The following is a 13,270-nucleotide window of genomic DNA, read 5'->3' on the forward strand; positions in this document are numbered from 1 at the left end:
GAGTCACTGGAACCAAGTGCATAACCAGAAAGTAGAATTTCAGACGGCTTCGTAAAATGGTCGAGATCAAGGCTTGCGAAGCCGTAAGGAATGAGGCGTACTTCGGGTACGCCGCAGTGACGAGGGATGGCGCGTAACGCAGATAGCGGACGTTTTACGAAGCCGTCAATTCAGGTGGCGGACCAGCCGGGCGGTGATGTGGTCGGCAAGCAGAAGGCCCTTCCGCGTCAGGCGCACCGACCCGTCGGCGACCTCGAGCAGGCCCTGTGCCTGAACGGGTGCCATGGCCTCCCCGAACAACGCGTGAAACTCCGCATCGAACCGTGCGCGAAACGCCCCAGGATCGATGCCCGATCGTTTCCGCAGGCCCAGGTACACCGCTTCGGTGATTTCCTGGTCGCGGCTGAGGATTTCATGGCTCTCCTCGGCCGACAGGCCCCGGTTGATCCGGTCGAGGTAACTGCCGATATCCCGGACGTTCCAGGACCGTTTGTGTTCGCCCGGCCGATACGAATGGGCCGAGGGACCGAAGCCCCGGTAGGGCAGGGCGTCCCAGTACTTCATGTTGTGGCGCGAGCGGGTATCGGGTGTCCTTGCATGATTGGATATTTCGTAATGAAGATAGCCTTCCCGTCCGAGACGGTCCATGACAATGGTGAACAATCGGGCTGCGGGAGCCTCGGCAAGGGGCGTGATGAGGCCGGTTTCGAGGCGTTTGAAAAGCGGGGTGCCGTCCTCGTAGGTGAGCATGTAGCAGGACAGGTGGGCCGGTTCGAAAGAAAGCGCCCGGTCGAGATCCTTCTCCAGCGCCTGTGGCGTCTGGCCGGGCAGGCCGTGGATGATGTCCAGGCCCACGTTCCAAAAGCCCTGATCCCGGGCCGCCCCAAGAATCGCTTCGGCCTCCCCGGCCGTATGGATGCGCCCCAGAAAGGACAGGCTCCGGTCATCGAAGGACTGAACCCCCACGCTCAGGCGGTTGACGCCAATGGCCATCAGATCTTTGAGAAAATCCGCCGTTACCGTTCCCGGATTCATTTCCAGGGTGATTTCAACGTCCGCGGTCAGGTGGTAAGCCTTGCTTACGGCCATAAGAAGGGCGCCGATATGGGTTGCGGAAAGCACCGACGGCGTCCCCCCGCCGAAATACACGGTGTCAACCGTGCGGTGTTCCGGGCATTCGGCGGCTGCGACCCGCTGGATTTCTATGGTGACGGCCCTCACCCAGTCATTTCTAAGGGACAGGTCCGTCACCGAATAGAAATCGCAGTACGGGCATTTTTGCACGCAGAAGGGCACATGGATGTAGAGTCCGTTCATCAGATGAACTGCCGCATGAGATCGTCGATCATCCGGTCCACGTTCTCCGGGGTGATGCCGTGGGACGCGCACAGGGCCGCGATGCGCTCCATTTTTTTCGGATCGCCCGCATCGGCGGCCGTGCGGATCAGGCCCATGCGCCGTCCGACCTGGACCATCATCCGCTGTTTGGGCGGAAGAGCCAGAAAATCACGGATCAAACCGGTCATTCGGGCCTTGTCATCGGGATAGCGGCCCTCCAGATCCTGGAACAGGTTGAGCACATGGTCGCTTTTCACCATGCCGGTGATGCCGTCCAGGGTGTCGAGGAACAAAAGAAGCTCTTCGGCCACCATGACATCCGAAGCCTTGGTGAAACGGCCCTCGCGCCAGTCGTCGTAGAGGGGAACATGGCCGGGGATGGCCAGGGTCCGCAGACGGATGAAATCCGGGTTGATTCGGTTCAGGGCGTCGGCGGTTTCAAGGGCGTGCTCACGGGACAACGCCACGCCGCCGAGGCCGGGGATCACGTATTCGGACAGTTCCATGCCGGCCTGTTTGACCTTGAGTCCCGCCGTGATGTGCATGGCCTTGGTGCTGCCCTTTCTGATCAGTGCAAGAACCGTGTCTGAGGCCGATTCCATGCCGATGTGGATTCGTGAAAGACCGGCCGTGCGCATGGCCGCAAGATTCTCGTCACTGATCCGGGCGATGGTGTGGGACCGGGCATACGAGGTGATGCGTTTTACCCAGGGAAAACAGCCGCTGATTTTTTCAAGGACAAGGATCAGGTCTTCGGGTTTCATGATCAGGCTGTTGGCGTCCTGGAGAAAGATGGAGCTCATGCCGTTTTGCATCCAGTTGACGGCGGCGTGGAATGCGTCCATCTCGTTTTCGGGCGTCTCGTTCAGAAGCCCGGTCAGGCGCTGCCGTGATATCATTCCGCCGTCCATGGACTCGTTCAGCCGCGTTACGTGCCGGGAGACGGTGTCGATGTCCATGAGGATATGGTCCACCGGCCGCAGGGAAAATGTCTGGCCCTTGTAAACCGGGCAGAAGGTGCAGTGGTTCCACGGGCAGTTGCGGGTGAGGCGCAGGAGAAGGCTTCCCGCCTCGCTGGGGGGGCGGATGGGGCCCTGTTCGAAGCCGGTGTAGGGGGCGTTTTGTGTGGCGCGAGTCTGTTTCATCGTGGGTCTCCCTTGTATGTGATGCGTCGGCAGGACGACGCGGTGATGCGTGAAAAAAAACGATACGGCATCAATATAAGTCCTCTGATCGCAAAAGCAATCCATAGCGGTCATTCGCCTTTGACCCCATCTGGAAAAAGCTCTTTGACAAGGGCCGGGAGGTTGACATATAGTGTGGCACCATAATCGGTCACATTTCAATCAATCGGGTCGTCCTGACGGCCCTGACGGACAGATGAGAGACGACTACCCTTCAATTCATCACAACGATCAGAGGCAAAACGCGGTTCGATTCTTCCTGGCCCTGTTTTTTTTGGCCCTGGCCGTTTCGGGCATTGTGTTTTATCTGGGGTATCGCTTTGCCCTGACTCCCATGGCGGCCCAGGGCGAGCCCGTGCTGATTACGGTCCGCCCCGGCCAGGGCCTCAGCGCCACGGCCCAGAAACTGTCGAGGGAAAATCTGATCTCCTCGGCGAACCGCTTTAGAATTCTCGCCGCCCTGACGGGCAGGGACAAAAAAATCAAGGCCGGCGAATACCGCTTCGACGCCGCCATGCCCCCCTGGGCCATGCTTCAGGATCTTTCCACCGGGAAAGTGTATCTGCACAGAGTCACCATTCCCGAGGGGTATTCCCTGTATCAGATCGGCCAGGCCCTTCAGGCCGCCGGAATTTGTGACGAGGGCCCCTTTGTCACGGCCGCAACCGACCCTGTCCGGGTTCGAAAGGCCGCCATCGCCGAACCGGCGGAGACCTTCGAGGGGTATCTGTTTCCCGACACCTATCATTTTGCCCGTAAAACGAACCCCGATACCGTCATCGACGCCATGGTCAGCCGTTTGAGATCCGTATTCAAGAGCATCTGGTTTGAACGATCGAAGGAATTGGGGCTGAGCCTGCACGAGGTGCTGACCCTGGCGTCGATCATCGAGAAGGAGACGGGAGCGGCCGATGAGCGCCCCCTGATTTCATCGGTCTTCCACAACCGGCTGGCCAAAAACATGCGCCTTGAAACCGACCCCACCGTCATTTACGGCATCAAGGACTTTGACGGCAACCTGACCCGGGAGCACCTTCGGACCCGAACCCCCTACAATACCTACAAGCGCAAGGGCCTTCCCCCCGGCCCCATCGCCAACCCCGGCCTCAAGGCCATCGAGGCGGCGCTGTACCCCGAGGACAGCCCCTACCTGTACTTTGTTTCGCGCAAGGACGGCACCCATCAGTTTTCCGCAAACATTCGGGACCATATCAACGCGGTCCGGAAATACCAGTTGAGACGATGACACCCTGTTTTACCGGAAAGGCGGATGCATGACAGACGATTGTGTGGAGCACATCGCAGGCCAGAGAATGATGGTGGGGTTTGACGGGACCACGCTCAATGCCGACCTGAAAGCCGTGATCCGGGATCTGAAGGTCGGGGGGATCATTCTGTTTTCACGAAACATCGAGGAACCGGATCAGGTTCGGGACCTCTGCCGGTCGGCACAGGCCTGGGCCGCCGCCTGCGGCCTGCCCCCCCTGTTCATCGCCATCGATCAGGAAGGGGGGAAGGTGGCCCGGCTCCGGCCCCCGCATTTCGCAGCATTTCCCGCAGGCAATCCGGGCATGGCCGGGCCGGACGACGCCGCCCGTTTTGCGGCGGTGACCGCCGCCGAACTTCAGCGCATCGGAGTGACCATGAACATGGCTCCGGTATTGGATGTGGAACCCGACGGGTTTGAGGGCATCATGCATACGCGGGTGTTTAGGGGGGATGCGCATGTCGTCGCAGCGATGGGATCACGTATGATCGATACCTTCCAGAAGGCGGGTATCATGGCCGTGGCCAAGCATTTCCCCGGCATCGGCCGCACCACGCTGGACTCCCATCTGGATCTGCCGGTCCTCGATGCGTCGAAGGCTCTTCTTACGGCCACCGATCTGGTGCCCTTCGCCGCCGCCGTCGACCGGGGCGTATCCGGCATCATGATGTCCCACATCATCTACAGGGATCTGGATCCGGACTGGCCCGCCGGCCTGTCCGAGGTCATCGTCGCCGGGCTTCTCAGAAGCACCCTGGGCTACCAGGGGCTGGTGATGACCGACGATCTGGACATGAAAGCCATCCGCGTTCCCATTGACACATCCGTCCACCGCATCGTCCGCGCCCAGGTGGATCTGGCCCTGATCTGTCACCAGGGGCCGGACATCGAGGGGGCCTTCCGGGCCTTTGTGCGCGAAATCCAATCCTCGGAAACGGCCCGCGCCCATGCGGCCCGAAGCCTTGAGCGGATCATGGCCCTCAAAAAAGCCTACCTGTCCGGCATTTCTGTCTGATCACGAGCCGATTTTTTTGAGAAAATGCCTGTGACGGAGGCGGTAGAGGGTATCGTCTTCCTCCACCATGTAATACCATTGCCGGTTGTCATCATCGTAACACCGGTAAAGGCCGGTGAATTTGCCCATGTCCGTCACGTCCCTCAGCCGGTGAACATCGTCATTGAACCTTCGGCACACCGCCTCCCAGGGCTCTTCACGGGCCGTCTCTCTGGTTGTGATGTCACCTTTAGCGTCATCATAATCAACCATTACGGACTGCATGATCTACCTCCATAATCAGGTGCGTTATCATTGCCTCCGGCGGCCCTTCCGGGGGACCGGATTTTAAAAATCCGGACAAATGGGATTTGAGTGTGAGCAATAACAGACCTTATTCATACCCGTTTGTCAAACGTTTGGCCCCCCGTCAGGGCCGCCGGAATTCATGTTTTTGGGAAAGAGTTTGGCCACCAGCCCCATGAGAACCAGGGTGACCAGGCCCAGGATGATATAAAGCCCCCAGCTTTTCCCCTGGAAGAGGCCGGTCAGGGTGCTCATGAGCGGGTCGCTGTCGAGCATCAGGGGGTCGGGCATGGAAAGCGCCGAGGGGATGGCGGCAAGCAGGTCGTTTTTGATCAGGGCGAGGTCGTAGGACGGCGCCCCGGCCTCGGGATGACCGCCGTACACCTGGTATTCCCCCGCCTCCGTTGCAAGAAAGAGCAGGCTCACCGATCCGTAGACCGCCTCGGCGGCGGTCAGGTCAAGGGGCGGATTGTCCTGATGGTCGATGCGGATGAGGAAGGTGTCGGTTTCGGCGGCGGAGCGCCCGAGGGGAAGGGTCAGCGTCGCTTTCCCTGCCCCCCCGTTGGTCCAGGGAAGGGTTCGAAAGGGGGCCCATGCGCTGATGCCCGGTTTTTTAAGAAGGACGGAAACGTTCCGGGTGAACAGGCCCTCGGCGCTCAATTTCAGGGATTTCCAGTGAACCGACCGTGCGGGAAGGGTGAGGGTCCACTGGGTCCGGTTCAAGGCGGCATCGTACTCCGGCCGGGCCGGCAGTGACAGGGTCTTGTCGGCCTCCGAACCGAAGAGAAAGGGCACCTGGACGCCCTCGCGGACGATTCGAAGGGCATCGCGGTTGTTGTTAAGGTCGGCCGTGGGATGGAGTGTCAGCCGGTAATACCCTCTCTCGGGAACCGTGACGGCGGACCTGAACGTGTAGCCCTTGGCCTGGAAGGGGCCGCCCTTGGCCGGATGCATTGCAAGAAGGCGCTCCACCCGGTTTTGGGGACGGGTTTCGAATTGTGACGGGACAAGCGTCGTACGGTGTTCCGTATCGTCGCTTCGTGAAAATTCGTTCAGATTCCGGGGTGTTGAAAGACCGGTGGAAAGGTGGTAGTCGCCGGGGCGGTCCGCCATGAACAGCACACGGGGCGGATGAACCGTAAGACTCAGCTCCCGGGCCCCGATGACGGCACCCTGGGGATAGAGGCGCAGGATCAGCGATTGACCGGGCCACCTCCGGTTGACATCGATGCCCAGACGCGGGCCGTCCGCCGTGAGGGTGTCTGCCGTTCCGCTTATCATTCCCACGAACACCAGACGCCCGTCACGCACCTCTTCCCGGCCCAGTTCGAACCGTCCCAGAAAGGGCGCCTCGGATGAGAGCTTAAGGCGTCTGATGAAAAGGCCTGAACCCTCGAGCCGTGCCTTGAGTTCCACCCGGTCATCGATTTCAACGGGGTCAAAAGGAAGGGATAGGTTCTGTTCGGCGTACGCGGATTCCTCCTCGACGGATTCTGCGATGACCCGTCTGATGGGCAATGCCTTTTTTTCGAAGCGTCCGTCCACGGCGGCAAAGGTCAGGCGCAGGGTGTCGTAACGCCCCGGGGGCACGTTGAATCGGGCCCGGGACACCGAGCCGCTTTGGTACAGGGCCTCGTTGTCCGCCAGAACGTTCCAGACGCCGCCGGTCAACCCTTCGGCCCGGACCGTGGCCACGAACCGTGACTCGGATGCGGTGACCGAAAGGGTCGAGACGGTCATGGCCGGTCCGTTGGCTTCCCAGACAAAGGCACCCGAATCGGTCAGCCGTATGGTTTTCGGGGAAAGATCGACGGATTTCCGCTCATAGCGGTCGCGCATGAACAGTTCGAAGGCCCGCGGCCGACCGTCCGGCCCCGTGAGGGTCAGGTCGAAGCGGCTGTCGGCGATTTGCCGGTGAAGGCCGGGCAACAGGCGGGCCTCCATCAGTCCGTTTTCCGGAACGGTGAGCGTGGCCCGGCTTTCCCAGTTTACATCGGCCAAAAGGACGACGGGGGTAAGGCAGACGGAAAGGAACATCAGAATCAGTGTGATTGAACGTGTTTTCATGCGGGTTCGTTTCTCTCTTTCGTTGATGGTTCTGCGGTGTTCCTGTCCGAGGCGATGAACCGCTGATACAGATAGGACACGAGGATCAATACCACGGCAAGGCCGATAAAGGAACCCACCCGGTAAAGCTGCCCCAGGGCCCAGAGATCGCTGAAGAAGATCTTGCCGGCGGTGACGGCAAGAAGCCCGATGGCGGCCCAGCGTGTCTTTCCGGACCCGAGACGGATCCCTGCGGCCAGGAGGCCGATGGCGAAGAAGAGCCACCCCAGGCTGTATCCGAAGGACTTGCCCCAGTTCCCGTCCGGGTAAAAGGAAAAGGCGCCCCGGCCGAACACACTGGCGATTTCGACGTTCATCACAAAAAAGGTGAACAGGGCAAGGACCACGGGCCACAGGGGGCGGGGCCGGATCCTGTCAAGGGGCCAGGGTTCGTTCCAGGTGCGCATGGAAAAAAAGACCAGGATGGCCGTAAGGCACAGGTAGAGAAGGGTCGGCCCGTTGACGATCGGGGGCATCTGCCCGAAGGCATGGGCATACATGATGGGAAAGCGAAGGGCCTTGGCAAGGGCGGCAAACACCAGCACGAACCCCGCCAGCCGGAACGGCCGGTCGAGGCGGCGCGGCCAGATGAGCAGGATTGTGCCGTAAACGACGGTGGCGACGACGGATGAAAGGGCATGGCGGGCCGTTTTTTCCGTGATCAGGGCAAAGGGATCGCCGTTCTGGAACAGCGTGAATTTCAGGGTTTTGACGGCCATGAAGACGGTCACAAGGAACAGGGCGAGAAACAGGTTCTTGAACAGGCTGATCCGGTCGTCCCAGGGTTCCCTGAGGAACAGGAAAAACAGAATGGAAAGCATGGCTGCGTAGGCGAAAAGGGCCGTGTTGAAAAAAACGCCCATGGGTGCGATGCTGCGCGGCATCACAATCGGCAGGGCGATCAGGGACAGGGCCCCGGCGGTGAGGAGGACAAGACCGGTCATGCGCATGACCCGGGGCATGACGCGGGATTTCCAGAGGGCGGCGCCGAAAAGAACCCAGGACAGGGCGTAGGCCGCGGCATGGATGAAACGCCCCGAAGGCAGGACCCGGAAGGGGGTCCCTGCCGGAGCGAACACGTCTGCCACCGCAAGATTCACCAGGAAAAATCCTGTAAGCAGAGCCAGCCAGCGATAATAGCTCCGGATCGAAAGCGTTTTCATCACGCATCTGGAATCGTCCGACAGCCTGACGGCGGCGGAAAGCGCAAGGGTTGCGGCGGCCACCGACAGAACCGCCGGATTCAAAAGCACGAGGCTCTCGGCGCTTTTCAGGAGAGGCAGGTTGAAAAGAAGGATCCCAAGGCCGACGGGCGACATGACGGCGGCGGTCTTCTGAAGCCCCGGATGGTCGATGCGGGTCTTCAGCCAGAGGAGGGCCGTGGCTTCCACCACCAGGCAGAGGCCCAGCCGGCCATGGTCGAGCAGCAGAACGGGAAGGGCCGACACGTAAAAGAGAAGCACGCCCCCGTGAAAGGCAAGGAGGGTGTTCCGGCAGGGGCTGTTTTTGAGGCGCCCAAAGAGAAGGGCCACACAGGGCAGTTTGAAAAGGGCCGGGGCAAGGGGCAGCCAGTGGACCCAGGGATCGGAAAACCGGTTTTTCGCCGAAACGAAGAAAAACAGGAACTGGACCACCTCGAACAGGGCCAGGCTGCTCCAGGTTTTGACGGAGGTCTGATGATCCTTGTAAACGATAAACGGGCCAAGGAGGGCTGCCACGAACAGACCCGCACTCCAGAACAGGGCAGGCCAGAGGATGTCCCCGCCCGGATGGGCCTGTCCGCTCACGGGAAGGAGCACCCAGACGGCCTGGGCCAAAAGGCCGGAGAGAAGGGCCAGAACGGCCGTGGGTTCGAACCCGGTCCGCCGGCTGAAAAACAGGGCAAGCACGAGAAAACAGCAGAGGGTCGCCATGCCCGGATGCGGATAATGGGGAAAGGGCAGCAGGAACGCGACGCCCAGAAGCACGGCGATGCCCGTTGTCGGGGCCGCCGTGAGCCAGGATTCGTAGGCCGGAGAGATCGTGTTTCCCGCATCGCCTATATGGAGCATCCTGAAAAGCTGCGGCAGTTTTCCCGCGGCCAGGGTGATCAGACCCGTGACCAGAAATCCGGCGATCAGGATGAAGATGAAAAAGGTCAGACCCATGCCGCCTTCGGGGATATGGGCCATCCAGAACAGACCCCCTGAAACAAACAGAACGATGAGGATCAGAACCTGGAAAAAGGCCCGGATGAGCAGGCTGACAAAGAGCCCCAGCACCTGGACGCCCAAGATGACGGGCCAGAACAGAAACGAACAACCGGGGTTCCGGAACAGCCCCAAAAGGCACAGGGCCGACACCGCCGTGGGAAAGGCTTTGAACCAGAGGGCGAGGCGCGGCGTCATGCCGTGTTTTCGGACTAGGGCAAGGGGGCCCAGAGAGCCGGCGGCACCGTAGAGGAAGATCAGGGCAAAGGACACGGAGGCGCTTCGGATGTCGAACCGTAAAACGGTCCAGGTCAGCGCGGCGGCAAAAGACATCGCCGCGAAAGGAATCAGACGGTCGAGCCATCCCCTGTGGAACCAGGTGACGACAAGGGCGCAGCACACACAGGCCGTGATCAGAAAAAGGGGCATCCATCCCGGTTTGGAAAGGGTTAGGGCCACGGCAACCAGAAGGGCGGGGACGAAGGTCAGGTAGCCCGTGTGGCGAAGGCTCCGGGTCTCATCGGGCGACAGGTGCCGTTGGGCATACAGGAACAGGGTGAACAAAAGGGTGTTGGCGGCCCAGGCCCCGCCCGCGTCATAGCCGGTCAGGCGATGGATCATGGAGAGGGTGCCGAGCCCCAGCGACACCAGCGTGCCCGCCGCCCCGATGAGCACGAGCACCGGGGCGCAAAGACGTCCCGCCACCAGAAAAAGGCCCGTGTTGACCAGGGCCAGGTAGACAAACAGCATCACCAGACTTCCCGACCCGGTGTTTACCAGAACCGGGGTCAGAAAGGCGCCCACCGCGCCCAGGATGGAGATGGACAAGGCCCGGTGATACACCGACAGGACGAAGGCCGTGGCGGAGATCAACGACAGCAGCATGAATCCGGCGGGCTTGGGCAGATAGTCGTAATAAAGGGTGGCAGCGAACACCACACCGTACAGCACGCCCACCCCCGCCGCAGCCAGGGTGTGCCGGAGAAGACGGTAGGTCTCCTCGGTTTTTCTCACGGAGAACAGGCAGAGAAAAAGGCCGGTGACCGCGCCGAGGGCCAGGCGGAAGGCCGGCGGAAACCAGCCCCGGTCCATGGACAGTTTCACAAAGAACAGAATGCCGAGGAACAGGGCGAACACGCCAAGCCAGGCGAAGAGCTTGGTGCCGGTGAACAGTTCCCAGTCCACGTTTTTCGTCAAGGCGCGCCATTTTTCGAAAAACCCGTTCTTCCGGTCCGGCGTTTTTGGCGAAAAGGCGGATGCAGGGCGTTCTCCTGTACCGGATCGATCGGTGTACGATGCGGCAGGGACTTCCGCGAAGGGGGTCTCGGGCATGACCTCGACGGGTTCCGGCAGAGGCGGCGGCCCTGCCGGTTCCGGGTGTGGATCGGGAACGGCAGGAGCCCAGTCAGGACCTGCGGTGGCCGGGGCGGCAGCAGGGAATGTCGGCGCATTGGGGTCTGTTTTCTCCCCATCCGGAACGTCCGCCTTTTGCTCTTCGTCCGGTTCGGGCGGGGCCGGCGTCACGCCTGAGGCTGACCCGTCACGGGGTATGAGGGCGTCCAGCCGTTCGGCCAGACGGCTGATCCTGTTTTCCAGAAGGTCCAGATCATCGACCCGTGACTGGAGACGCGATATCTTTTTCCCCAGAGACGATATGTTGATTTTCAGAAACAGACAGGCGAAGACCAATAAGATCAGCAGCAGTTCCATCAGGATCACACCTTGACGGCTTCGAAAAACGTCCGATATCTGCGTTACGCGTCATCCCTCGTCACTGCGGCGTACCTTAAGTACGCATCATTCCTTACGGATTCGCAAGCTTTGATCTCGAACATTTTACGAAGCCGTCCCAAAAAAAAATTTTATGAGACCATCACATCTTATATGTTGATAGAAACGGGATGCAGGGCGCGTGTTTACGGGCGACATCGATCAGTTCCATCTATAGTGCATCGGGCGATAAATTTCTACCGAAAATGTGTTGCGCCGTGTCACACGGTTGCTTTCATGCGAGGGGTTTCATGACGCCTGAGGATGATTGATATTCCGTGAGCCCCAGGGCATCGGCGTGATCAGTCGGACCCCTGGGGAACAGGTGGAATACCGGTCCGTATCACGGGTTACAAGGTCGATGCCGAGAACGGATCAAGGGACTAATCCCTTGAAACACGAGAGGCTTTTGGGTAAGATTCATCACCTTTTTACGAGACCGTCACCTTTCGCCTCCCAGCCGTTTCTGACGGCGAGCCTCAATACGGAGGGCTATGGCGGTAAATGCGACGACAATCCATCCGGTTGAACCCTGCCGGGTTGAGCGCCAAACGGCGGAACACTCCGCCTGCGGGTGAACGGACTGACATGAACGAAGCGGTAACGAAACACAAAGAGGGTGTCCGTGCCAGGCGATATCGCTGGGTGATTTTTGGAATTCTGTCCGCCTGCTATGTGCTGGCTAATTTCCACCGGCTCTGTCCGGCGGTGCTGGCGGTGGATTTGATGCGGGACCTTTCGGCCGGGGGCATGCTGGCGGGGCTTTTGAGTTCCACCTATTTTTACGCCTATGCCCTGATGCAGCTGCCTGCAGGGGCCCTGGCCGATTCCTGGGGGCCGAGGAAAACCATCACGCTGTTTTTTATCGTGGCGGCGTTCGGGTCGCTGATGCTGGGCCTTGCTCCGTCGGTGTCCGTGGCCATGATCGGACGGACCCTGGTGGGGCTGGGTGTAGCCATGGTCTTCGTGCCCACCATGAAAATTCTGACCCGCTGGTTTCATGCCCGGGAGTTTTCCATCACGGCCAGTGTGTTTCTGGCCATGGGCGGGGTGGGTACCCTGTCGGCGGCCACGCCCCTTGTTTATTTAAACGTCCTGATCGGCTGGCGCAGCACCTTCTCGGTGGTGGGCCTTCTGACCCTGGTTCTGGCGGCGGGGGTCTGGCTGCTGGTGCGCAACCGCCCGGCGGATTTCGGCTGGTCCGATCCCTATCCCGCCATGCCCGGCGAGGCTCCGGTCCAAGGGCGTTTTTTCGACAATGCCCGGCGGGTCCTGACCGATCTGAGATTCTGGCCGGTGGCGGTCTGGTTTTTCTGCAATGTGGGTGTGTTTTTCGCCATCGGAGGGCTGTGGGGCGGTCCCTATCTCCAGCAGGTTTATCATATGGATGAGGCCCAGGCGGGCCGGATTCTGTCGACCATCGCCCTGGGCCTGGTGCTGGGCAACCCTCTGTTCAGCATTTTGGCCGAGCATGTCGTACACCGGCGCAAGGCCGTGATGGTTGCCGCCGGAAGCGTGATGGTCGTCCTGATGGGCGTGTTCGCCCTGAACACCGGAGGTCTTTCGGTTTCGTCGCTTTATCTTCTGTTTTTCCTGTTCAGCATTTTTTCAAACGCCGTGGCGGGCATCGGGTTTACACTCAACAAGGAACTTTTTCCCGTGTCCATGGCCGGAACGGCCACGGGTCTCGTGAACCTGTTCCCCTTTGCCGGAGGGGCCTTTTTCCAGCCGGTGGTGGGCCTGATTCTCGAACGTTTCGGCCGACAGGACGGTCTGTTCACCCCGGCCGGATACAAAGCGGCTTTTTTCGTTCTCTGGGCCGCCTCGGGCATCGCCCTTCTGGCCTGTTTGTGTATCCGTGAAGGCAGGCAAAAAGAGGACCGGCAAAGGAGGAGAGCATGAATCGTGTCAAAGACCTTTATACCTTCGACCGCCCCGGGGAAAAACTGCATGAGCGGGGACCCGGGGCATTGTCGGACACCGAACAAGAAAAAGGGGACAGAAAAAGGGGACAGACAAATAATGTATCGATCCCTCTTTACAACGCCTCGTCATCTCTGATATGTTCAATCTTGATTTTACATAACCGTGCCTTCATCTCACAGGAGGATGCATT

9 protein-coding genes are annotated in these 13,270 nt (G+C 60.2%); 4 read left to right on the forward strand and 5 right to left on the reverse strand.

Features of this window, described 5'->3' with window-relative positions:
- Positions 1-165: 165 nt before the first annotated feature.
- Positions 166-1,317 (reverse strand): radical SAM family heme chaperone HemW, encoded by a 1,152-nt coding sequence (gene hemW / locus ACYQ11_RS21270; protein WP_459925847.1) that lies wholly within the window; start codon positions 1,315-1,317, stop codon positions 166-168.
- Positions 1,317-2,483, reverse strand: a complete 1,167-nt coding sequence (locus ACYQ11_RS21275) for a radical SAM protein (protein ID WP_459925848.1) — start codon at positions 2,481-2,483, stop codon at positions 1,317-1,319. The genes hemW and ACYQ11_RS21275 overlap by 1 nt, the downstream gene beginning before the upstream one ends.
- Positions 2,484-2,718: 235 nt before the next feature.
- Between ACYQ11_RS21275 and mltG the strand changes: the two genes are divergently transcribed.
- The gene (gene mltG / locus ACYQ11_RS21280) at positions 2,719-3,768 is read left to right on the forward strand and encodes an endolytic transglycosylase MltG (protein ID WP_459925849.1); all 1,050 of its coding nucleotides are present in this window, start codon (positions 2,719-2,721) and stop codon (positions 3,766-3,768) included.
- A 28-nt stretch (positions 3,769-3,796) separates the two neighbouring features.
- Positions 3,797-4,804: a beta-N-acetylhexosaminidase gene (nagZ, locus tag ACYQ11_RS21285; protein ID WP_459925850.1), complete on the forward strand. Its 1,008-nt coding sequence runs from the start codon at positions 3,797-3,799 to the stop codon at positions 4,802-4,804.
- On the opposite strand, the gene ACYQ11_RS21290 is transcribed toward nagZ, so the two are convergent.
- The 3 genes from ACYQ11_RS21290 to ACYQ11_RS21300 form a co-directional block, all read right to left on the reverse strand.
- On the reverse strand, positions 4,805-5,068 hold the full coding sequence (locus ACYQ11_RS21290; RefSeq protein WP_459925851.1) for a hypothetical protein: 264 nt from the start codon (positions 5,066-5,068) through the stop codon (positions 4,805-4,807).
- A 126-nt stretch (positions 5,069-5,194) separates the two neighbouring features.
- Positions 5,195-7,156, reverse strand: a complete 1,962-nt coding sequence (locus tag ACYQ11_RS21295) for a hypothetical protein (RefSeq protein WP_459925852.1) — start codon at positions 7,154-7,156, stop codon at positions 5,195-5,197.
- A complete protein-coding gene (locus tag ACYQ11_RS21300) occupies positions 7,153-11,094 on the reverse strand; it encodes a DUF2339 domain-containing protein (protein ID WP_459925853.1) in 3,942 nt (1,313 codons plus the stop codon). Before ACYQ11_RS21300 ends, ACYQ11_RS21295 begins: the two co-directional genes overlap by 4 nt.
- A gap of 564 nt (positions 11,095-11,658) precedes the next feature.
- Here ACYQ11_RS21300 and ACYQ11_RS21305 point away from each other — a divergent pair.
- Together ACYQ11_RS21305 and ACYQ11_RS21310 are read left to right on the forward strand one after the other, a co-directional pair.
- Positions 11,659-13,056 carry an MFS transporter gene (locus ACYQ11_RS21305; RefSeq protein ID WP_459925854.1) on the forward strand — a complete coding sequence of 466 codons (1,398 nt, stop codon included), beginning with the start codon at positions 11,659-11,661 and terminating at the stop codon, positions 13,054-13,056.
- A partial coding sequence (locus tag ACYQ11_RS21310; RefSeq protein ID WP_459925855.1) for a hypothetical protein occupies positions 13,053-13,270 on the forward strand: 218 nt, incomplete at its 3' end. The genes ACYQ11_RS21305 and ACYQ11_RS21310, both read left to right, overlap by 4 nt.

This window comes from Desulfatiferula olefinivorans (assembly GCF_054657895.1).

Excerpts from the sequence above, each read along its gene's own strand:
- hemW (WP_459925847.1), bottom strand. The coding sequence starts at position 1,317 with ATGAACGGACTCTACATCCATGTGCCCTTCTGCGTGCAAAAATGCCCG.
- ACYQ11_RS21275 (WP_459925848.1), bottom strand. The coding sequence starts at position 2,483 with ATGAAACAGACTCGCGCCACACAAAACGCCCCCTACACCGGCTTCGAA.
- mltG (WP_459925849.1), top strand. The coding sequence starts at position 2,719 with ATGAGAGACGACTACCCTTCAATTCATCACAACGATCAGAGGCAAAAC.
- nagZ (WP_459925850.1), top strand. The coding sequence starts at position 3,797 with ATGACAGACGATTGTGTGGAGCACATCGCAGGCCAGAGAATGATGGTG.
- ACYQ11_RS21290 (WP_459925851.1), bottom strand. The coding sequence starts at position 5,068 with ATGCAGTCCGTAATGGTTGATTATGATGACGCTAAAGGTGACATCACA.
- ACYQ11_RS21295 (WP_459925852.1), bottom strand. The coding sequence starts at position 7,156 with ATGAAAACACGTTCAATCACACTGATTCTGATGTTCCTTTCCGTCTGC.
- ACYQ11_RS21300 (WP_459925853.1), bottom strand. The coding sequence starts at position 11,094 with ATGGAACTGCTGCTGATCTTATTGGTCTTCGCCTGTCTGTTTCTGAAA.
- ACYQ11_RS21305 (WP_459925854.1), top strand. The coding sequence starts at position 11,659 with ATGCGACGACAATCCATCCGGTTGAACCCTGCCGGGTTGAGCGCCAAA.